Here is a 21,659-nt window from a genome sequence, read left to right on the forward strand (position 1 = left end):
TTATTATAAATAAATGGATAAAGGTGGAATACAAGTTATGCATTAACTAAGAATATTTAAAATAATTGAACAAATAATAAAAAGTATAAAATAAGTGGAGGTGTTAATTATGTTTGAGCATAAAAAACAGTTGTTAAATATGGTGAAAGTAGAAAGGCCAAATCCACAATATGCAGTTTTGATGCAAGAGCAACTAGGTGGTGGTAATGGAGAACTGAAAGCAGCTATGCAATATATATCTCAAAGTTTTAGAATAAAGGATCCAGAAATAAAGGATTTATTTTTGGATATTGGTGCAGAAGAACTTAGTCATATGGAGATGGTTGCACAAACAATTAACTTATTGAATGGGCATACAGTAGATAATGCGAAGGTTACTAGTGGCGAAATTCAAACTCATGTACAATGTGGACTTTCGCCTGTATTAATTAATTCATCAGGAGAACCTTGGACAGCTAACTATGTAACTGTCACTGGTGATTTAGTGGCTGATTTATTATCAAATATAGCATCTGAGCAAAGAGCCAAGGTTGTATACGAATATTTATATAGGCAAATAGAAGACAAGGAAGTTAGAGCTACAATTGACTTCTTGCTTAATAGAGAAGAAGCACATAATGCATTATTTAGAGAGGCATTAAACAAAGTACAGAACAGTGGATCTAATAAAGATTTTGGGGTAACTAAAGATTCCAAGATTTATTTTGATTTATCAACCCCTGGTCCTGATCATCAGGCACCAAATCCAACACCTCCATCATTTGAGTCACCAAGAAGAGAGAAAGAAGTGGTATTGTCATAATTCACTAATTTAAAGGGTATCTGATTCTAAAGATACCCTTCCTTTAAAATTTTCAGAGAACAGACATAACCTATGTTAAAAGAGAGGAATTATAAAGATGAAGAAAATTATTACAACTATAGTGTTAATTATAATAGCAATATTTACTGTAGGATTTTTAATTATTAATAATATAACTCACACAAGTGGTGGAACAATTAATACATATTTAGCAGCAAATTTACAATTGAATAAAATTTTGAATCCTAAAAATTTTAATAAAAATGATTTAAAAGAAGTTAGAAAATATTCTAATGGGCTCATCTCAAAGTGGACAGAAAAACCTATAGAGTTTTCTGATATAAAAAATGAAGTAGCAGAAATAAATTCGCGAAAGGTGCCAATAAGAATATACACTCCTAGAAAAGATAAAAACTTACCAATAATTATTTATTCTCATGGTGGTAGTTGGTTTGAAGGTAGCATAGAGACTGCGGATAATATTTGTAGAAAGATTTCTAAGAATACAGGAGCAATAGTAATTTCATCAGAATATAGTCTCGCACCAGAAAAGCCATTTCCAGCAGCAATTGAGGATGTTTATAGTGTGTTGCAATGGTCATACAAAAATGCCGAGCAAATTAATGGTGATAATAAAAGAATTTCTCTTGCTGGAGATAGTGCTGGAGCCAATATAAGTGCTGCAGTATCTACAATGGCAAGAAATAAGAAGGGTCCTGATATTAAATGTCAAGTCTTAATATATCCATCTACAAATATAGCAGAACTGAATACTAAGTCGTGGGGGGATTTTCAAAATCGGCTTAATATTTCAAGTGAAGAAATGGAACAATATATTTCTTATTATGTACCTAAAAAAGAAGAAAGAAAAAATCCATATGCATCTCCGCTTTTGACAAAAGATTTTAAGGGATTGCCAGATACGCTTATAATAACAGCAGAAATTGATCCGTTGAGAGATGAAGCGGAAAAATATGGTGGTAAGCTAAGGGAAGCTGGAGTAAAAGTAAATTTAAAACAATTTAAAGGTGTAACTCATGGGTTTATTACCATGGATAAGATAACAAATCAAGCAAATGCGGCACTACAGGAAGTATACTCATATATAGAAAAGGAACTTGGAAAATAATATAAACATATATTTTAAATAAATGAGCATACTACGAATGTATAAATAAATAATTATTTTTACAAAGGAGGAATAAACAATGGCGCATAGAGAACACGAAGTTAGACATAGTAATGGTAATAGTATTGGAAGATGGATAGGAAGATTAGTTTTAATTACAATCATCCTAGCTATCACATCATTTTTAACCCCAGGGTTTACAATTTACGGATTATGGTCAACTGTACTTGCAGCTGTAGTAATAACAATAATAGATAGTTTAGTTGAATCATTCATGGGTGTTGATGCATCACCTATGGGAAAAGGGTTAAAGGGTTTTGTAATAGCGGCTATAATAATATATGCAACACAATTTCTAGTCCCAGGTATGAGTGTATCAATAATAGGAGCAATTCTTGCTGCCTTAGTTATTGGAGTTTTAGATGCTATATTACCTGGTAGAGCAATGTAATAAGCATAGCATAAATATAACTGCAACTTATAATGATTATAGGTTGCAGTATTTTTTATTCTTTAGGATATTATAATAAAATTTAATTTATAGATAACTTACTAAAAGAGGTTATTTGATTAGGTTTCGTATGGTAAAAGAATAAAAAAAGAAATTATACAACTAATCTAGAGATTTGATAAATGTCCTTCTTTAATAGCAACAAAGTAATTTTCATTTAAACCGTATTTCTTAAGGATTTTCATAAGAGTTCTATCAGCTTTCATATCATCTAGTACTTTATTAATTGCTTCCACCAATGTTGTGTCACCTTTTTTTGCGGCAGCAGCAATTTTTCCGGGTGCTTCTGGTATGTACGTTTTAGAATCTAATATTTTTAAATAGTAGTTAGTATTTTGAGAAATTAAATAAGTTGCTACAATTGAATCTGTTATTGCTGCATCTATTTTGTTTGTATTCACTGCATTAAGTAAGTCATTTTCATTATCGAATATTATAACATCTTTTACTGAGCCTTCCTTTTTCCACTTTTGTGCCAAGTCTAAAAAGGCTGTTCCTCTTAAGGCACCTACTACTGCAGTTTTTAAGTCATCTTTAAAAACTATTTTTGATATTTGAGGGGTAACAATTGCTTCGGATTCGTTATACCATGTATTTGTAAATTGAACTTCTTTTTTTCGTTCATCTGTAACATACATTCCATCTGTAATCAAATCTATGTTTTCATTTGAATTTAATGCTGTTATTAAATCATTAAATGGTGTTGGGGTAGTCATTTCAACTTTATTTATCCCTAATCGTTTAGCAATTTCTCTGATGATGTCAGCATCTAAGCCAGAAAATTCTTTTGTCAAAGGGTCTATATAAGCAAAAGGCACATCATTTGATGATACAACTGTTAGTACTCCTTTTTCTCTTATTGCGTCTAATCTACTTTTAGGAAGATTAGAAGGTGCTTGTGCAATAGTGTTTAATGGATATATTAAAATTATTACTAACACTAAATGTATAATAATAAATATGTTAAAATGTTTGATATTTATTTTCATATGAATCACTCCCTATATTATTGTCTTAGATTTTAAAAAAAATTATTCATTGCAAAGAGAAATTCGCAATTCTAAAGGTTGGTAGTTCACAATGCAGTAGAACTATTGTAGTATAATAGATACATAAGAGATAATAGAAACTGTACTTAAAAAGGAGAAAATAATGAAAAGTGCATTTAGTTATGGTACTGATATTGGTACTATTGTTATAGAGGAAAATGGGAAAGCTATTACAAAGATATATTTAGCGAATGAAGATATAGATGATTTATTAGTGAAGAGACAAGAAACAGAACTTTTAATGCAAGCAATCAAACAATTAAATGAATACTTTTCAGGTAGTCGTAATTTCTTTGATTTGCCTTTAGAACCCGAGGGAACAGAATTTCAAAAAAAGGTTTGGAATGCTCTTAAAGAAATTCCTTTTGGAGAAACAAGAAGTTATGGAGAAATAGCTAAAAAAATAGGGAATGAGAAAGCAGCAAGAGCAGTTGGCATGGCAAACAATAAAAATCCAATTATGATTATAATTCCATGTCACAGGGTAATAGGCTCAAACGGAAAGTTAGTAGGTTACGCTGGTGGATTAGATATAAAAGAAAAACTTCTTAACTTAGAAAAAAATATTTTTTAGTATATTAGCAACAATAGAATTATAAGAGAAAATAGTGTGAATTTAATTTTAGGAGGAGTACATATGTTTAATATAGGGTGTCATCTATCTACATCAAAGGGATTTGAAAACATGGGCAAGGAGGCAATTAGTATAAACGCAAATACTTTTCAATTTTTTAGCCGTAATCCTAGAGGTGGAAAAGCGAAAGAAATAGATAAAGAGGATGTATGTGCATTTTTAAAATTAGCTAAGGAAAATAATTTTTCAAAAATTTTAGCTCATGCTCCATACACATTAAATGCTTGTTCTGCAGACGAGAAGATAAGGAAATTTGCGTTGGAAATGATGGCAGATGATTTAGAAAGAATGGAGTATATTCCTAATAACCTTTATAATTTTCATCCAGGCTCTCATGTAAATCAGGGATTAGATGTGGGGATTAATTATATTTCAAATATGTTAAATACTATTTTAAAGCCAGATCAAACTACTACTGTTCTTCTAGAAACAATGGCTGGAAAGGGTACTGAAGTAGGACGTAATTTTGAAGAGTTGAAAATGATATTAGACAAAGTTACTCTTTCAGATAAACTTGGTGTTTGTATAGATACTTGTCATATTTACGATGCAGGGTATGATATCGTAAATGATTTAGATGGAGTTCTTGATGAATTTGATAGAGTGATTGGTCTTAATAAACTTTATGCAATTCATTTAAATGATAGCAAAAATCCTTATAATAGTCATAAAGATCGTCATGAAAAAATAGGAGAAGGTTCTCTGGGAGTAGAGACCTTTTCAAAAATAATTAATCATCCTAAGCTTAAAGGGATTCCTTTCTTTCTTGAGACTCCAAACGAACTCGCTGGTTATGGAGAAGAAATAAAGTTATTAAGGAGCTTATATAGAGAGTAGTTCTGTAAATACGTTGCTATAAAGTAACAATTAAATTAATAAGCACAGTAAGGAAATAAGAAATATGAATCGAGTAATTAGAAAACAACTTTTTCAATTAGCAGAAGAGGACTATAAGAAATTTTCCTCAGCACTAATACCTAATATAGATAATGTTTTAGGGGTTAGATTACCTAAGCTTAGAAAGATAGCTAAACAAATTGCCAGAGAAGATTGGCGAGAATTTGAGAAGGAATACAGTTGTGAGTATTTTGAAGAGGTAATGCTTCAAGGCATGGTACTTGGGTATGTTAAAACAGATATAGAGGAAATTATTCAGTATGTTACTGATTTTGTTCCTAAAATAAATAATTGGTCTGTATGTGATAGTTTTTGTGTTGGATTAAAGTTTACTAAGGATAATATGGATAGAGTATGGTTTTTTATACAATCATATTTGTTTTCAACACAGGAATATGAGGTCAGATTTGGTGTTGTTATGTTGCTAAATTTTTATATAAAAAATGAATACTTGGATAAGGTGTTTAACTTGTTAGATGAGATTAAGCACCCTGGTTATTATGCAAAGATGGCTGTGGCTTGGGCCGTATCTATGTGTTATGTGCAGTTTCCAGAAAAGACTATGAAATATTTAAAGAATAACTCTTTGGATGATTTTACTTATAATAAATCATTACAAAAAATTACTGAATCCTTGAAAATTCATACGGATGAAAAGGCAATTATAAGGAGCATGAAAAGATGTATTTTAGAATGAAATTGTTATGAGGAAAGTGAAGTTCTGATGCATATAAAGCATATTAAATATAATTAAGAGAGAAAATTTAAAAGAGTTCAATTGATAGAAATAGTTCTTCAATTGAGCTCTTTTAAATTAATAAAATTATTTTAAATTTATATGTGTAAGAGGAGTCAAATGTAATGTATTTCTGTGTTAAAGGAATTTTTAATACTTAATGCTAGATCACGCGATGAATTTCCAGCAAGAATATTTTTTATTGTAAATTCCTTTACTGTGTCATACTTATTAAAAATTAATTTTGCTTTTTCTGTATCATTATAAACCTTCCAATATCTACATAAGAGACATTTCTTAGTAGTACAATCTATAAAGTCTTTTACATCTTCGAAAGGTATTCCAAGAAATAATCCTAATTCATGAGGGCAATTATATAGTTCATATCTAGATTTTAAAGTATAAATATAGTCATCAATGTATCTAGTATCAGGATACCCTAAATTAATTAAGAAATTCCTATGAGCGTTACTAAAAAGTTCATTTTTTAATAGAAGTTCGTCATAAATCAAAATTATTAGTGAGGTAGAATTGCTTCTCAAACTTATAAATTTTAAATTTATGCTAGATATGAATTTTGCTCCATAGTCATTCCATGATTCATATAATTTATCATTATATTTATTTATTGTAACAGTAACACCTGGTTTTACTCCTGCAATCACTAAAGATGAATTATATACTAAAAAGTTTTCGATATAATCTTTATTGTGCATTGAGTCTAATTTAGAGTGAAAATCTAGATATTCCATATATATCACCATCCAATTTATCTTATGTTAATGCAATTTTTTTGCCTAAATCTATACATTGTTGATCGTCATCGTCAGGAGTATTTTGAACTATTAGCGGAGTATCAATTAATGTACACCCATATCCAAGTATTCTTTCTTCAAAATCTCTCATCCATTGACCGTCGCCCCATCCATATGAGCCAAATAAAGCAACTTTTTTACCAGATATCTTATTTGAAATTTGTTCTATGAATGGTTCAAATTCTGATTCCTCTAATGTTTCATCTCCCATAGCTGAACATCCTAAAACTAAAATATCTTCTTTTAGAAATTCATCTATATTTACATCTGAAACAGTTATAGTATTAGCCTCTTTACCTGATTCTATAACTCCTTTTTTGATTAATTCTGCTATCTTTTCAGTATTGCCTGTGCTTGACCAATAGACTATTTGCATAATAAAACAACTCCTTTATATTTTTTGATTTTTACATCTAATTAATTATGAAAATCATTCTCAATTAGATGATAATATAACTATCCATTTTTGTCAACAACTTTTCATATATAAATTTTTTGGAGTAATTTCTAAATAAAAAGTATATTAAGTATATATAAAAAAATATTAACTTAGAAATTTTAAAAATAGTTCTTAAAATTTCTAAGTTAATTTCTAGTTAGGGTAGTGATGCAATACAATTTCGTTCCAGTTTTTTAAAATGCAATTAGCGATAATAGGATCATACATTGTACCATTATTATTTGAAATTTCATTATAGCATTCTTCATTTGATATTAATTTTCTATAGGGTCTATTGCTTCTCATAGCATCAATAGAATCACATATAGCAATAATTCTAGATCCAATTGGAATTGTATGTTTAGATAGTCCGGCTGGATAGCCTTTTCCATCCCATCTTTCATGATGGTGTAAAACTATATGAGAAATTTCCTTTAAACTTTTTGCTTTATTTAGTATGTTGCATCCAATTTGAGGGTGGCTTTTCATATATGTCCATTCTTCCTCGGTCAATTTATCTGGCTTGTTTAGTATGATGTCAGGTACTCCTATTTTTCCTATGTCATGTAAATGACCAGCTATATGAATCATTTCTAAATCATTTTCATTAAGATTTAGACACTTTCCTAAATCATATGCCATATTACCAACTCTAGTTGAGTGTCCAGAAGTATACATATCTTTAGCATCTAACGCAGCAGCTAAGCTTTCAATAATATCATGATATATATCAAAATTTTCTACCATTTAATCAGTCCTTTTTAAAAAATTTAATTTGATAAATTTTTATGAAATCTATATTTAAAAATAATATATCATGATAATGTTTGGATGTAAATGAAAATGGTTATCAATTATCGAGGGAAATATAAGAAATATATATTGAGATTAATTAATTTTATCTATTTCAATCAGCAATATTCCATGAGGAGGCACAGAATCAGAAATTAACAGTTCGTTTTGTACTTCTTGAGAATTAATACTTATTTCAGGAATCTCTTTTGCTTTTAAATAATTATATACATCGTTTTGAATTTGTTCAGGAGCCCCCATACTCTGCCATGCATCATAGGTGGAACCTGAATTTCTATTCAAATACCAACGTTTAATTCTGTATTGTCCTCTAGGCATAGAAAGAATTAAATTTATGTCTTTATTAAGATTTGAGTTTTTAAATATGTTGTATCTGTTATGATAGTCCAATAAAGATTTGTCTCCACTCATAAATAATTCATCAAAATATATAAAGTTAAAGATAAGTATTTGATAACTATTGTTTTGGGCAGTAATTATATAATCATCACCTCTTTTTATAAGTTTATCACCTAATTTACCTAAAAGAGCAAAAGCATTATATGAAGGCTTTTTTAATCTGTTGTATGTTAGAAGTCCAAGACCTCCATGGTAAAGTTTATTTTCAGTTAGTCCTTCTTCTATAATGTCACTTAAAGACCAAAATGAAAGCACATCGATATTTTCTATATTATTTATTAGATTATATGTAATGTATGAACTTAAGAAACAAGTATCTCTATTATAATCATTTGTAAAAGGACTTAAATTCCATTCAGTTATAAAAATAGGCGTATGCAATGAATGTTTTTTTAGTATGCTTTTCACCTTGCTTATTGATTCTTTTAGATAATTTTCTTCATTTAAAAATAGAATATCATCATGTTTTGAATATAACTGAGCAGGAAGTGCATTATTTTTAGGATCAGTATATGCATAAATATTGCAAGCAATAAAACTCAGCTCTATATGATTTTTTTCACAGAAGTTTAAGAAATCGTTCAACCATTGAAAATCATTTAGAGGTAAGAGTCCTGGAGAACCTACTTTAATATCCTTAAACATAGTTTTTATAGAATTATAGGTAGCTTTAAAAAATTGAAAGAACTTTTCTTTGCTTTCAGACCAAAATACTTCGGGTAAATCAGGAGCGTTCCAAATTTGAAAGTACCACTTTTTAACTTCGTCTTCTCCATAGCGATCAACACAATGATTAATAAAAGCTGATACTAAATCAGTCCATTTCTTTAGCGATTTAGGCTGGCTAACGTTAGCTTTCCAAAGAAAAATAAACTGTTTTTTTGAGGCTAAGGCTTCAGGCATAAAACCTATTTCAATAAAGGGCTTTAAATTTACTCTATAAAAGAAATCAAAGATTTCATCTATATATGTCCAATTGTAAATAGGATTACCGTCATTATCCTCTTTATAGACCATCATATCATCAGAAAAAATTCCATGAAATCTTATAAATTCATAACCAATATCTGTTTGTGCAATTTCAATTTGACGCCTAATTTCGTGTCTTAAGCACAAAGAAGCTCTTCCTATTGAGGTAACTTTGTTCCAATATTTTGTGAAAGTCGTATTATTGTATGAAGTTAAATCCAGATTAATATTAGTTTTTACTGATGAACTTAGTGCGGGGGTATTAATGCTTTTTTCTTTATCAATGAAATCAAATAAATATTTAAAGTAACCTCTTGAATTATTATCAAGGTAATCAAAATTAGAAGTATCACTATTTAGTTGAGTTAAAGTAAGCTGTTTTTTATACTCTGTAGCTGTCATATTAAACTCTTTTTTAAAGGCACGATTATAAGCTTTGTGATCATTAAAGCCATGTTCAATTGAAATATCAAGTATAGTTTTATTGGTTTCAAGCAAATCGTGTAATGATTTTGTTATACGTAGCTTGTTAATATAATCAACGAAACCAATCCCTAAATTATCTTTAAAGAATTTTGAAATATACTGTGGACTAATATGCATTTCCTCAGAAAGTGAGTTAAGGGTAAGTTCGCTGTTATAATTCTTTTCGATAAATTTTAATATATCATATAATCTAGTTTGCTTATATAAAACTGTATTTATATTTTTAGGGTTTTCTTCTTTAAAGTTATTCAATAATATTAGGATAATCTCAATAATATTATTGAGAGATTTCAATTTATAGTCAGATTCTAATTTAATCATATGGAGCATTAGTTGTGCTAAGTTTGAACTTATTAAATCATAAAGGGGATTGTTTCTATCATTTACTGAGTCAGTGTACTTGTAATAAAAATCAGAGAAATTATCATAGTATTTATCAAAAAAGATTTTATCTAAGTGAAGAACTAAAAGAATAGTTTCTTCAGATTCAGAAAAGGCAGAATGCATATCTAAGCTATTCACCCAAAATAAATCATGTTCAGATAGCTTATGCTTTTCACCACCAATAAAGTAAGATACACTTCCTTTTAATACAAATATTAATTCCATCTCTTTGTGATAATGATATTCTTCACTTTTTAAGGGAAGAATGGAAACAGTAAAAGGTAAATCATTTGTATGGTTTATCAATTTGAAATTCATTTTTTCCTCCATGTGTACTGCAAAATATGCCAAGGACTTATATATGGTACTTTAAAACTTAAAAATTAAAATAAAATAGCCATATAAACTATAAAATAAATAAATAGTCTATATTAGTCTTATTATATCATTTTATGCTGCAAAATATAGTCCTTAATTTTAAACTGTAAAAATGAAAGCATAAAATAAAAAGAAATTTGATACCATTTACATTGATTTATAGTCCTATAAGAAAAGGTTTTCTTGATATCATTTACACATAGAGTAGATAAATGATAAATTCAAAACATAGGAGGTATTATTCATTATGGGAAATCAACAATTTCAGAAGACACCTTTTGCAAGACTTTTAATAGGTGCAGTACTTGGACTAGGAACATCAATAGCACCTTTAGTATTATTAGGATTTGGGTTAGCAACCTTTAATATTATAAGAATAGTAGGGGTTCAAAATGCAACAGCTGTATATGGTATGGTAGGAGGAATAACAGGAATATTTTTAGTTATAACATCTCCATTAGGTGGAGCTATAGCAGATAAAACAAGAGTTAAGATGGGAAGAAGAAGATTTTGGATGGTTACAGGGAGTATAGGTGGAGCATTGTCAATGTTGACATTTACTTATGCTAATTCAGTACCAGTACTTATAATAGGTTATTGCTTAGCAAACTTCTTCTATGGAATGGTTACTTTATCTTGTTATGCAGTAGTACCAGAACAAGTTGATCCAGAGAGATTTGGTAGAGTATCTGGATTGTTTGGTGCAGCAGCTCCAATCTGCGTTATGATTGGGCAAGCCATACTTGGAATATATGCAGATGTACCTGTTCAACAAAAGCTTTTAGCAATTATAATTATTCAGGTTATAGGCGGATTATCAGCAGCAGTTCTTATTAAAGATACTCAATTTACAGGAACTGTAGAAAAGAAGAAAAGCTTTGGTGAAGGGTTAAAGAATTTCTATCCAAGCATAAAGAAATATCCAGAGTATACTTGGGCACTTCTTACTAAGTTATTTATAAATGTTACAAATGCAGGATTAAGTATGTTAACTCTTTTCTATATAATGAGATTCCATCTTGGTGAAGGCGATATCATGAGAGTTATGGCATATCAATCACCAGCAATAATGTTAATGGTTTTATCAGGAATATTCGGAGGCTTTGTATCAGATAAGATAAGAAGACAGAAACCTTTTGTAATGCTAGCAGCATTAATAACAGGAGTTTGTATGATTGCATTTGCATTCTCAGGTAGTGTTACTTTTGTAATAGTAGGAAACTTCTTCTTTAACTTTGGATTTGGTATGTACACAGCCGTAGATAATGCATTGGTTAACAGAATATTACCATCTAAAGAGAACGCAGGTAAAGATATTGCAATAATGAACACAACAGTAAACTTATCATCAGCAATAGTTCAATTTATAGCTCCAATGCTTATAGCATTAGGCACAAAGCTAATGGGAGATGATGGATATACCTTCTTCTTCTTAATGCTTGCAGGTTTCTCAATACTTTCAGCTTTAGTAGTTTTACCAATACCTGAAATCGGTCAATCAGAAAATAGTAAATAAAGAAATGATAATGGAATATTTAAAAAATATTTAATAAAATTAGGGGCAAACTTGCAATGTTAACGTAGGTTTGTCCCTGTACATATAGTGATATTTATCCGATAGCTAGCATCCGTAACACTCCAACCTTATATGAAACTCCTCTTCCTAAAGTCAGATGAGTACTCACAGAGTAAGCGACCATCATCAAATCATAGATTTGAGATGTCTGCTTAACCGATTCACACTAAATCATAGATTTAGTGTGAATCGGTTAAGTTGGAGATAACGGCTGCACGCTCCTGGACGAGGTACCCCTTGAGGGTGTAAGTTCAACTAAGATTCAGATGGGGATACACCCCACCTGAATCTTAGTTGAACTTGATAAAAATATGGATTTGAAATCAAGAAGAAAGAAGATAAGTCTCAATATAAATATTAATTAATGAATAAAAGTCTTATATTTTAATGTGGATTAAACAGGTTGGTTAATAAAAAAGAATATGATACTGAGTTTATTTATATATAGGTCTATAAGTAAAGGGTTTCTTGATAAACTTAAGACATGTAATATAAATAAACAATTTATTTGATTTTAAGGAGGAGCGCATGGAAGATATTTTTAATTCATTAATAGACTCAGCTTTGGTAATTAAAGAATTGTTTAAAGAAGATACTGCAATTGTTATTGAGGATAAAGAAAAAATATTGCTTGTATCAGAGGGTGAAACAATAAAACCACCAAATAAAGCAGGGGATAAAGTAGAGGATAATATTGCAAAAGATAAATTAAAAGCAAATAAAAAAACTACATTCACCACTCTTACAAAGGAGCAGCATGGAGTAGATCTTAAGCTTACCCATGTTCCAATTAAAGATTTAAATAATAATTATATAGGAACCTTTTGTTTGATGAGAAATACACAAAGAGAAAATTCAGTGGCTAACATTTCAGAAAAGTTGATGGACTCAATTAAAGAAACAAATAATAAGGTAAATGTCATTGAAGACGATGCTACCAAGCTTTCTGATAATTTGAATATAATTATCGATAGAATAGAAAAAACTTCAAAATCAATAAATGAAAGTAGTGGAGTAATTGATTTGATAAGTAATATTTCAAAACAATTAAATATGTTAGGTTTAAATGCCTCAATTGAGGCAGCTAGAGCAGGTGAACAAGGTAAAGGTTTTTCAATAGTAGCTAGTGAAATAAGAAAATTATCTTTAGTAAGTCAAGAATCTGCTAAGGAGATATTTTCATACTTGCAAGAGATGAGAGATAGCATAGAAGTAATAAATAATTCAATAGGTCTATTAGGAGATGTAGCGACTAATCAAGCAGAAAGTATTGAAGATGTTTCTAAAACTTTAAATGAAATATCTCTAAGCTCGCACAAGTTGGTTGAGAATGCAAAAATGGACTGAATTAAATGGGAGAGGAAGTAAGATTTATGATAGATTTAAAAGCAAAACCATTTTATTTAAAGGATGAGGATATTAAATGGGTAGAAGAAACAATTAAAGGAATGGATTTAATTGAAAAAGTAGGACAACTATTTTGTCCAGTAGGAGTTACAGATGATGAAGAGCAATTGAAAGGCTTTTTATCAAAAATAAAACCTGGTGGAATGATGTACAGACCTGGGAAAGGTGAAGATATAAGAAGAACTCATAAATTACTTCAAGATAATTCAAAGATTCCTTTACTACTTGCAGCAAACCTTGAAGCAGGTGGAAATGGAACTGCTATAGATGGAACATATTTTGGTAAGCAAATGCAAGTTGCAGCTACAGATGATGAAGATATGGCATATAAATTGGGGTTAGTTTCAGGAAGAGAAGGGAGAGTTGCAGGTTGTAATTGGGCCTTTGCTCCAATCGTAGATATTGATATGAACTTCAGAAATCCAATCACTAATGTAAGAACTTATGGAAGTGACCCTAAAAGAGTACTTAGAATGGCAAGGCAATGCATGAAGGGAATGACTGAATCAGGGTTGGCTGTATCTATAAAGCACTTTCCTGGAGATGGTGTGGATGAAAGAGATCAGCATCTTTTAAGCTCAGTGAATTCTTTATCAGTAGAAGAATGGGACAAGACTTATGGAATGATTTATAAAGGGCTCATAGAAGATGGTGCTCAAACAGTAATGGCAGGACATATTTTATTGCCAAACTATAGTAAAAAGTTAAATCCTGATTTAAAAGATGAAGAAATAATGCCAGCAACTTTATCAGAAGAGATATTAAATGGTTTATTAAGAGAAAAATTAGGCTTTAACGGTCTTATTGTTACAGATGCAACAGCAATGATTGGATTTAATGTTGCTGAAAGAAGAGAAATTTCAGTACCAAAATCAATAGCTTGTGGATGCGATATGTTTTTATTTAATAAGAATATTGAAGAGGACTTTAACTTCATGTTAAAGGGAATAAAAAATGGAATTTTAACTATTGAAAGAGTAGATGAAGCAGTAACAAGGATTTTGGCAACTAAAGCATCCTTAGGATTACATAAACAAAAAGCAGAAGATACTTTAGTTTTAGATGAAGAAGCATTAAAAGTTTTAAAATGTGAAGAACATGAAACTTGGGCGAGAGAATGTGCAGATAAGTCTGTTACTTTAGTGAAAGATACTCAAAATCTTTTACCTATAACTTCTGAAAAATACAAGAGAGTTAGACTTTATGTATTGGGAGATAGTGAAGATGGTGGATTTAAAGAAGGAGAACAAGCAAGTGATAAGGTAAAACAAAAGTTAGAAGCAGAGGGGTTTGAAGTAGATGTTTTTGATAACAAAAAGTTGGATTTTAGGGAAGTCTTTGAAGGTGGAATTGAAGAGTTAAAGTCTAAATATGATTTGATTATATATGTTGCAAATATAGAAACTGCAAGTAATCAAACAACTGTAAGAGTAGATTGGATACATCTAATGGCGGCAAATGCACCATGGTTTGTAAAAGATATACCAACAATGTTTATATCAGTAGCAAATCCATATCATTTATTAGATGTACCGATGATAAAAACATTTATAAATGCGTATTCATCAAATGAATATGTAGTAGATGCAGTAATTGATAAGATTACTGGTAAATCAGAGTTTAAAGGAATTAGCCCTGTAGATCCATTCTGCAATGTTTGGGGAGCAAGATTTTAATTTATAAACAATATTGTAGATAGCACATAGGAATTATTTATATAAGAACGGACCCAAGAAAAATTTGTTTTAGTTTAATTTAGAGGTGAAGTTACAATGAGTATAAAAGCAGTGATTTTTGATTTGGATGGAGTTATAGTTTCAACTGATGACTACCACTACAGAGCTTGGAAAGCAATGGCTGATGAGAAAGGTATATATTTTGACAGAACTATAAATGAAAGACTTCGTGGAGTTAGCAGAATGGAAAGTTTAGAAATAATCTTAGAAAAAGCTAACAAAGAGTACACTAATGAAGAAAAAAATAGTATGGCAGAAAAAAAGAATAATTTATATAGAGAATTATTAAATGAACTTACTCCAGATGATATATTACCAGGAGTAATGAAGGCATTGGAGGAGTTAAAAGCAAATAATATAAAAATAGCAATAGGTTCATCAAGTAAAAACACTCCATTTATCCTTGAAAAAATAGGTTTAAGCAATTACTTTGATGGAGTAGCAGATGGAAATGAAATAGAAAATAGTAAGCCAGATCCAGAAGTATTCTTGCTTGCAGCAAAAAAAGTAAAAGTAGTACCAGAAGAATGTTTAGTAGTTGAAGATGCAGATGCAGGAGTTGAAGCAGCCCTAGCTGGAAATATGAAAGTTTTAGCTGTTGGATATGCTTCAAACAATGAAACAGCTAACTATAAGTTTAAGGATTTATCTACAGTAGAGATTACTGAAATTATTAAATAATGTGGTATTTTTAGTGATCTGAGTTTAGATGTGATGATATGTTTGAATTAAAAATATTAAAAAGACAATAGGTGATTCAATAACCTATTGTCTTTTTAATTGAATGAAAATTTGTTATAACGTTAATAAAGTTTTCTGTATTGTTGAGGGGATGATTGATAGTGCTTTTTAAAGGTTCTAGAAAAATGATCCACAGAATTATAACCTACATATTCAGATATTTTTTCTATTGATAAGTTAGTATTTATAAGATAATCTTTTGCATCTGACATTTTTAATTTTGTTATTAAGGCAATAAGGTTTAAGCCAGTATTTTTTTTTATTAAAGTACTCAAATGCGCTTCGCTGTAATGAAAATGTTCAGCCAGGGATTTTAAGGTGAGCTTTCGGTAGTTATGTTGTATATATTGTAAAACTAAAGAAAAATCACTGTCTAAATCATAATTGTAAAACTGAATTGTTTCACTGTAGTTTCTTAAGATATTTGCAAAAAGAATATTAGCCCAACTAATGCTACAGTTATTATAATAAATATCACCTTTATAATTTTCCAGAATCAAATTCTTAATTATTATTTTTATGTCAGCTGAATTATCAGTGTTAAACAGAAGATAATTTGAAGAGGTTTGATTATAAAGAATTGTTCTGAAGAAATAAGAAAGCAAATCTTTTTGTGATAACAAGGTAAAGAAAGCTCTGTCAAAGGTGCTTCTTTTAATAGTAATAGTAATAATAATAGAATTAACATCATCAACAATTATGTTATGTAAGGACATGGGTGCAATTATGCATAATTCACCTTCATTTAGTGTACGGTGTTCCTTTTCGAATATAAGTTGACAGTTACCCTTGAATACATATGATATCTCAAAATAATTATGAGAATGAGGCTGGTCATTTAAATAACTAAAATGTTTAATTACAAAAATATCACTATTTTCTGGCAGAATATCAGATTCCCCTATTTCTGTATTGGAATGAACGTTAATAATACTATTAATATAAATTGGCAATTGATTCAATAAATCTAAAAAGTCATTATCATTTAAGTTTGACAAAAGAAATTTATTAGGTAATGTTGGTTTTTGAGTTACATAATTTTCTCTATTATACAGTTCTAAAACTATATCTCTAAAACCTTTATTCTTATTATGATTAAAATGATATTCTGTTAATATATGTTGAACCATGCCTGAAGTTACGTACATATCTGTCATATTCTAATACTCCTTTCTTAAGGTAAATAGTATATCATAATAGACTAAACGAAAACTTTTTATGAATCAAATTGTATCATAAAATACAAAGGAAAGACAATCTAAAAAAAAGTCGGATTTTCATAAAATTACAACATGGATAGATATTTTCTTGCATGTTAAAATGTTTACATGAAATGATGTTTTATAGGTTTATCCGATAGCTAGCATCCGTAACACTCCACTTTATATGAAACTCCCCTTCCTAAAGTCAGATGAGTACTCACAGAGTAAGCGACCATCATCAAATCATAGATTCGAGATGTCTGCTTAACCGATTCACACTAAATCATAGATTTAAATTTTCTGCTTAAGTTGGAGATAACGGATGCACGCTCCTGGATAAGTTAAACTAACATTCAGATGGGGATACACCCCACCTGAATCAAGTTTCACTTGATATAGACTTGATATAGAAATGAAGATAAAAAGGACGTGAAGGATATGAATACTAGAGTAAGATCAAGAGTTAAGTTTAATAAAGATTGGTATTTTACAAGAAATGAAATTGGGCCAATTCCTAAGAATCATCAAAAATCAGCGTTAATAGGTGGATATACTAATAATGCTATTGATGAAGAAGGGTCACTATTTCTTAACGGTTCTGCAATTGAACCACTTTTAAAGGTTATGCATAGACCAAGAGCAGCTTCAGAACATGAATATAAAGATTGGTTTGCTATGGAGTCTATTGAAAAGGGGAAAGAAGGTTGGGAAAAAGTTAAATTACCTCATGATGCCGTTCTTAATCAAGAGTATGTAATGGATTTTAAAAATGGCATGTACGGATTTCTACCACAAACAGTAGGATATTATAGAAAGACCTTTACTTTACCTAAAGAGGATGAAGGTAAAAAGATTTTTATTGAATTTGATGGTGTTGGAAGAATATCAGATTATTGGGTGAATGGCTGTTATATTGGCGAGAATTTTAGTGGATATAATAGTTTTAGTTTTGATATTACAGATTTATTGAAATATGGAGAAGAAGGAGAAAATGTAATTCTTGTAAAGATAGATACTACATGTGGTAATGAAGGTTGGTGGTATGAAGGTGGAGGAATTTACCGAAATGTCTGGCTTACAAAAACTGATAAACTTCATGTTGATAAGTGGGGAACTTATGTACAAACTCCTAGAATAGAGCAGGATAAGGCTGTAATTAGAGTTGAAACAGTGATTTTTAACGAAGATTTTGATGCGGCAGAGTATACTCTTAAGACTTCAATAATCAATCCTTATGGAGATTTTGTTGGGGAGAATGTTGTAAATATAATGAATGAGGGTATGCATAAGAATAAGGTGATTCAAGAGATAACTGTTTGCAATCCTGAACTATGGGAAATAGATTCTCCTAAGCTTTATAAGGCTATTACAGAAGTAATTGTTCATGATGAAATTAAGGATGATTATGAAACTGTATTTGGAATAAGAAGTATTGAATATACAACTAAAGGACTATTCTTAAATGGGAAACATACTCCTATTAAAGGAATGTCAGTACATCAAGACTTTGCTGGAGTTGGTGTGGCAGTGCCTGATAGAATACATGAGTTCAAGATTAAAAAGCTTAAGGAAGCAGGGGTTAATGCCTATAGATGTGCCCACAATTTACCAGCATCTGAACTGCTTGATGCATGTGACAGGTTAGGGATGCTTGTTATGAATGAAGGCAGACTTTTAGAAGCAAGTGAAATAAGAATAAAAGAACTTGAAGCTCAAGTATTACGTGATAGAAATCATCCAAGTGTATTTATGTGGAGTATTAGCAATGAAGAATTTATTGGAGGAAGTAGTTTGTCAATACGTATGCATAAACGTATGAGAAATATAGTTAAATCTCTTGATCCAACAAGACTTGTTACAAGTGCTGATATATTTGGATCAAGTTCAGGAAAACACATGGATGCACTTGATGTTATAGGCGTAAATTATATAGAGAGTGATTTGGCACAATCATACGTACTACAAAATCTTGAAGCTTATCCTGATAAGTTATTTATTAGTACTGAGAACGTGATGAAAGCAACTACAAGAGGATGCTATGAGGATAGTGTAGAAAAATGCTCCATATCCTGCTTGAATTCAGAAATAACACATATGAGTGTTACTCCGGTTGAGACAGCAGGAGGAGCAGGAGGAACATGTCCTCCAGAAAAGGCATGGGAATTCTACCTTAATAATCCTAGAATGGGTGGGTTATTCGTATGGACAGGCTTTGATTATCGTGGAGAACCATTCCCATTCTTTTGGCCATCTGTAATGGCTCAAAGCGGGACCTTTGATTTATGTGGTTTGCCAAAAGATAATTTTTATCTATATCAAGCTATGTGGATTGAAAATAAACCTTTAGTTCATTTGTTTCCTCATTGGACGTGGGCAGATAAGATTGGAGAAAATATTTCAGTAAGAGCAATAACCAATTGTGAAGAAGTGGAGCTTATTTTAAATGGAAAATCAATAGGAAGAAAGACGAAAGAAAAAGGGGAATACTACGTTGATTTTGATGTTGAATATATGCCAGGAGAACTTATTGTAAAAGCATATAGTAGTGGTATTGAAGTTGCAAAAGATGCTCAAAAGACTTCTGGACAACCAGCAGGTATTTTATTGTTGCCTGATCAAACAATTATTAATGCTGATGGTGAGGATGTGACTATTGTAACTGCGGCTATAGTTGATAAAGACGGAATAATTGTACCTAATGCTCAAAATAAGGTGAAGTTCAATGTAATTAGTAATGGAAGTTTGATAGGTACAGGAAATGGTAATCCAATGGACCATGATTCTGATAAAACAAATTATAGAAATGCCTTTAATGGCTATTGCATTGCAATTGTACAATCAACAGAGGAAAGTGGCCCTATAATTATAGAGGCTTCATCTGATGAATTAGCTACAGCAAAAATAGAGATTATTGCATCAAAATAGTATATGTAGGTGGTCTGTAAAAGTAATTAGTAATTAAATCATTAATATTTTGGAATGATTTGCGATATATTTCGTAAATCATTCTTTTTTAATGTCAATTGTTATTTCTGTGAAATTATAAATGTGTAGTTTACTAAGATTTTCAATTTATTTAATTCTAAAAATTCATCTAAAAAAACGTCGGATTTGAATAAAAATATTACATGGATTGATATTTTTTTTGATGATAAAATGATTACATAAACAAGAAAACCTTTTCAAAAACTAAAGATGAAAAGGTTATCATGAATTAATTACATAATGGAGGGGAATTATATGGGAAATCAACAATTTCAAAGAACACCTTTTGCAAGACTTTTAATAGGTGCAGTACTTGGATTAGGCACATCAATAGCACCTTTAGTATTATTAGGATTTGGGTTAGCAACCTTTAATATTATAAGAATAGTAGGGGTTCAAAATGCAACAGCTGTATATGGTATGGTAGGAGGAATAACAGGAATATTTTTAGTTATAACATCTCCATTAGGTGGAGCTATAGCAGATAAAACAAGAGTTAAGATGGGAAGAAGAAGATTTTGGATGGTTGCAGGGAGCATAGGTGGAGCACTATCAATGCTGACATTTACTTATGCTAATTCAGTACCAGTACTTATAATAGGTTATTGCTTAGCAAACTTCTTCTATGGAATGGTTACTTTATCTTGTTATGCAGTAGTACCAGAGCAAGTTGATCCAGAGAGATTTGGCAGAGTATCTGGATTGTTTGGTGCAGCAGCTCCAATCTGTGTTATGATTGGTCAAGCTGTACTTGGAATATATGCAGATGTACCTGTTCAACAAAAGCTTTTAGCAATTATAATTATTCAAGTTATAGGCGGATTATCAGCAGCAGTTCTTATTAAAGATACTCAATTTACAGGAACAGTAGAAAAGAAGAAAAGCTTTGGTGAAGGGTTAAAGAACTTCTATCCAAGTGTAAAGAAATATCCAGAATATACATGGGCACTTCTTACTAAGTTGTTTATAAATGTTACAAATGCGGGATTAAGTATGTTAACTCTTTTCTATATAATGAGATTCCATCTTGGTGAAGGAGATATCATGAGAGTTATGGCATATCAATCACCAGCGATAATGTTAATGGTTTTATCAGGAATATTTGGAGGCTTTGTATCAGATAAGATAAGAAAACAAAAGCCTTTTGTAATGTTAGCAGCATTAATAACAGGAGTTTGTATGATTGCATTTGCATTCTCAGGTAGTGTTACTTTTGTAATAGTAGGAAACTTCTTCTTTAACTTTGGATTTGGTATGTATACAGCAGTAGATAATGCATTAGTTAATAGAATATTACCATCTAAAGAGAACGCAGGTAAAGATATCGCAATAATGAATACAACAGTAAACTTATCATCAGCAATAGTTCAATTTTTAGCTCCAATGCTTATAGCTTTGGGAACAAAGCTAATGGGAGATGATGGATATACATTCTTCTTCTTGATGCTTGCAGGGTTCTCGATACTTTCAGCCTTGGTAGTATTACCAATACCTGAAATAGGCAAAGAGAATCGTAATAAGTAAAAGAAGAATTAGTTGATAAATAGCCTAGAGGATAAAGCTTATACTCT

18 protein-coding genes are annotated in these 21,659 nt (G+C 30.4%); 12 read left to right on the plus strand and 6 right to left on the minus strand.

Annotated elements, in window-relative coordinates:
• Positions 1 to 109 precede the first annotated feature (109 nt).
• The 3 genes from OCU47_RS05175 to OCU47_RS05185 all read left to right on the plus strand — a co-directional run bounded on the left by OCU47_RS05175 (position 110) and on the right by OCU47_RS05185 (position 2,382).
• Positions 110 to 802, plus strand: a complete 693-nt coding sequence (locus OCU47_RS05175; RefSeq protein WP_261827527.1) for a manganese catalase family protein — start codon at positions 110 to 112, stop codon at positions 800 to 802.
• A 97-nt stretch (positions 803 to 899) separates the two neighbouring features.
• The gene (locus OCU47_RS05180) at positions 900 to 1,931 is read left to right on the plus strand and encodes an alpha/beta hydrolase (RefSeq protein WP_261827528.1); all 1,032 of its coding nucleotides are present in this window, start codon (positions 900 to 902) and stop codon (positions 1,929 to 1,931) included.
• A 79-nt stretch (positions 1,932 to 2,010) separates the two neighbouring features.
• Positions 2,011 to 2,382, plus strand: coding sequence for a phage holin family protein (locus tag OCU47_RS05185; RefSeq protein ID WP_261827529.1), 372 nt, complete (start codon positions 2,011 to 2,013; stop codon positions 2,380 to 2,382).
• A gap of 167 nt (positions 2,383 to 2,549) precedes the next feature.
• Here OCU47_RS05185 and OCU47_RS05190 read toward each other — a convergent pair whose 3' ends face one another.
• Entirely contained in the window at positions 2,550 to 3,431 is an 882-nt protein-coding gene (locus OCU47_RS05190; RefSeq protein ID WP_261827530.1) for an ABC transporter substrate-binding protein, read from the minus strand.
• Positions 3,432 to 3,594: 163 nt separating this feature from the next.
• On the opposite strand from OCU47_RS05190, the gene OCU47_RS05195 reads away from it, so the two are divergent.
• From OCU47_RS05195 to OCU47_RS05205, 3 genes are all read left to right on the plus strand, one after another.
• Entirely contained in the window at positions 3,595 to 4,065 is a 471-nt protein-coding gene (locus OCU47_RS05195; protein WP_261827531.1) for a methylated-DNA--[protein]-cysteine S-methyltransferase, read from the plus strand.
• Positions 4,066 to 4,128: 63 nt separating this feature from the next.
• Positions 4,129 to 4,962 (plus strand): deoxyribonuclease IV, encoded by an 834-nt coding sequence (locus OCU47_RS05200; RefSeq protein WP_261827532.1) that lies wholly within the window; start codon positions 4,129 to 4,131, stop codon positions 4,960 to 4,962.
• Positions 4,963 to 5,026: 64 nt separating this feature from the next.
• Positions 5,027 to 5,719, plus strand: coding sequence for a DNA alkylation repair protein (locus tag OCU47_RS05205; protein WP_261827533.1), 693 nt, complete (start codon positions 5,027 to 5,029; stop codon positions 5,717 to 5,719).
• Between the two features lie 155 nt (positions 5,720 to 5,874).
• Here OCU47_RS05205 and OCU47_RS05210 read toward each other — a convergent pair whose 3' ends face one another.
• The 4 genes from OCU47_RS05210 to OCU47_RS05225 all read right to left on the minus strand — a co-directional run bounded on the left by OCU47_RS05210 (position 5,875) and on the right by OCU47_RS05225 (position 10,381).
• Entirely contained in the window at positions 5,875 to 6,510 is a 636-nt protein-coding gene (locus OCU47_RS05210) for a DUF3793 family protein (RefSeq protein WP_261827534.1), read from the minus strand.
• 22 nt (positions 6,511 to 6,532) lie between these two features.
• Complete coding sequence (locus tag OCU47_RS05215) at positions 6,533 to 6,949, minus strand: flavodoxin (RefSeq protein ID WP_261827535.1); 417 nt, start codon at positions 6,947 to 6,949, stop codon at positions 6,533 to 6,535.
• A 216-nt stretch (positions 6,950 to 7,165) separates the two neighbouring features.
• Positions 7,166 to 7,759, minus strand: coding sequence for an HD-GYP domain-containing protein (locus tag OCU47_RS05220; RefSeq protein WP_261827536.1), 594 nt, complete (start codon positions 7,757 to 7,759; stop codon positions 7,166 to 7,168).
• Between the two features lie 141 nt (positions 7,760 to 7,900).
• Positions 7,901 to 10,381: a GH39 family glycosyl hydrolase gene (locus OCU47_RS05225; RefSeq protein ID WP_261827537.1), complete on the minus strand. Its 2,481-nt coding sequence runs from the start codon at positions 10,379 to 10,381 to the stop codon at positions 7,901 to 7,903.
• Positions 10,382 to 10,688: 307 nt separating this feature from the next.
• Here OCU47_RS05225 and OCU47_RS05230 point away from each other — a divergent pair, with 307 nt between their 5' ends.
• From OCU47_RS05230 to pgmB, 4 genes are all read left to right on the plus strand, one after another.
• Complete coding sequence (locus OCU47_RS05230; RefSeq protein ID WP_261827538.1) at positions 10,689 to 11,957, plus strand: MFS transporter; 1,269 nt, start codon at positions 10,689 to 10,691, stop codon at positions 11,955 to 11,957.
• A 588-nt stretch (positions 11,958 to 12,545) separates the two neighbouring features.
• Positions 12,546 to 13,364 (plus strand): methyl-accepting chemotaxis protein, encoded by an 819-nt coding sequence (locus OCU47_RS05235; protein ID WP_261827539.1) that lies wholly within the window; start codon positions 12,546 to 12,548, stop codon positions 13,362 to 13,364.
• A gap of 26 nt (positions 13,365 to 13,390) precedes the next feature.
• The gene (locus tag OCU47_RS05240; protein WP_261827540.1) at positions 13,391 to 15,100 is read left to right on the plus strand and encodes a glycoside hydrolase family 3 protein; all 1,710 of its coding nucleotides are present in this window, start codon (positions 13,391 to 13,393) and stop codon (positions 15,098 to 15,100) included.
• Between the two features lie 96 nt (positions 15,101 to 15,196).
• The gene (gene pgmB / locus OCU47_RS05245; protein ID WP_261827541.1) at positions 15,197 to 15,841 is read left to right on the plus strand and encodes a beta-phosphoglucomutase; all 645 of its coding nucleotides are present in this window, start codon (positions 15,197 to 15,199) and stop codon (positions 15,839 to 15,841) included.
• A 122-nt stretch (positions 15,842 to 15,963) separates the two neighbouring features.
• Here the strand turns inward: pgmB and OCU47_RS05250 are convergent, their stop codons facing one another.
• Positions 15,964 to 17,058 carry an AraC family transcriptional regulator gene (locus OCU47_RS05250; RefSeq protein ID WP_261827542.1) on the minus strand — a complete coding sequence of 365 codons (1,095 nt, stop codon included), beginning with the start codon at positions 17,056 to 17,058 and terminating at the stop codon, positions 15,964 to 15,966.
• A gap of 483 nt (positions 17,059 to 17,541) precedes the next feature.
• Between OCU47_RS05250 and OCU47_RS05255 the strand changes: the two genes are divergently transcribed.
• Positions 17,542 to 20,028: a glycoside hydrolase family 2 TIM barrel-domain containing protein gene (locus OCU47_RS05255; protein WP_261827543.1), complete on the plus strand. Its 2,487-nt coding sequence runs from the start codon at positions 17,542 to 17,544 to the stop codon at positions 20,026 to 20,028.
• A gap of 315 nt (positions 20,029 to 20,343) precedes the next feature.
• Positions 20,344 to 21,612: an MFS transporter gene (locus OCU47_RS05260; protein ID WP_261827544.1), complete on the plus strand. Its 1,269-nt coding sequence runs from the start codon at positions 20,344 to 20,346 to the stop codon at positions 21,610 to 21,612.
• Positions 21,613 to 21,659 lie beyond the last annotated feature (47 nt).

Origin of the sequence: Clostridium sp. TW13, assembly GCF_024345225.1 — a bacterium.
Taxonomy (GTDB): Bacteria; Bacillota; Clostridia; order Clostridiales; family Clostridiaceae; genus Inconstantimicrobium; species Inconstantimicrobium mannanitabidum.

Excerpts from the sequence above, each read along its gene's own strand:
- OCU47_RS05175 (WP_261827527.1), top strand. The coding sequence starts at position 110 with ATGTTTGAGCATAAAAAACAGTTGTTAAATATGGTGAAAGTAGAAAGG.
- OCU47_RS05180 (WP_261827528.1), top strand. The coding sequence starts at position 900 with ATGAAGAAAATTATTACAACTATAGTGTTAATTATAATAGCAATATTT.
- OCU47_RS05185 (WP_261827529.1), top strand. The coding sequence starts at position 2,011 with ATGGCGCATAGAGAACACGAAGTTAGACATAGTAATGGTAATAGTATT.
- OCU47_RS05190 (WP_261827530.1), bottom strand. The coding sequence starts at position 3,431 with ATGAAAATAAATATCAAACATTTTAACATATTTATTATTATACATTTA.
- OCU47_RS05195 (WP_261827531.1), top strand. The coding sequence starts at position 3,595 with ATGAAAAGTGCATTTAGTTATGGTACTGATATTGGTACTATTGTTATA.
- OCU47_RS05200 (WP_261827532.1), top strand. The coding sequence starts at position 4,129 with ATGTTTAATATAGGGTGTCATCTATCTACATCAAAGGGATTTGAAAAC.
- OCU47_RS05205 (WP_261827533.1), top strand. The coding sequence starts at position 5,027 with ATGAATCGAGTAATTAGAAAACAACTTTTTCAATTAGCAGAAGAGGAC.
- OCU47_RS05210 (WP_261827534.1), bottom strand. The coding sequence starts at position 6,510 with ATGGAATATCTAGATTTTCACTCTAAATTAGACTCAATGCACAATAAA.
- OCU47_RS05215 (WP_261827535.1), bottom strand. The coding sequence starts at position 6,949 with ATGCAAATAGTCTATTGGTCAAGCACAGGCAATACTGAAAAGATAGCA.
- OCU47_RS05220 (WP_261827536.1), bottom strand. The coding sequence starts at position 7,759 with ATGGTAGAAAATTTTGATATATATCATGATATTATTGAAAGCTTAGCT.
- OCU47_RS05225 (WP_261827537.1), bottom strand. The coding sequence starts at position 10,381 with ATGAATTTCAAATTGATAAACCATACAAATGATTTACCTTTTACTGTT.
- OCU47_RS05230 (WP_261827538.1), top strand. The coding sequence starts at position 10,689 with ATGGGAAATCAACAATTTCAGAAGACACCTTTTGCAAGACTTTTAATA.
- OCU47_RS05235 (WP_261827539.1), top strand. The coding sequence starts at position 12,546 with ATGGAAGATATTTTTAATTCATTAATAGACTCAGCTTTGGTAATTAAA.
- OCU47_RS05240 (WP_261827540.1), top strand. The coding sequence starts at position 13,391 with ATGATAGATTTAAAAGCAAAACCATTTTATTTAAAGGATGAGGATATT.
- pgmB (WP_261827541.1), top strand. The coding sequence starts at position 15,197 with ATGAGTATAAAAGCAGTGATTTTTGATTTGGATGGAGTTATAGTTTCA.
- OCU47_RS05250 (WP_261827542.1), bottom strand. The coding sequence starts at position 17,058 with ATGACAGATATGTACGTAACTTCAGGCATGGTTCAACATATATTAACA.
- OCU47_RS05255 (WP_261827543.1), top strand. The coding sequence starts at position 17,542 with ATGAATACTAGAGTAAGATCAAGAGTTAAGTTTAATAAAGATTGGTAT.
- OCU47_RS05260 (WP_261827544.1), top strand. The coding sequence starts at position 20,344 with ATGGGAAATCAACAATTTCAAAGAACACCTTTTGCAAGACTTTTAATA.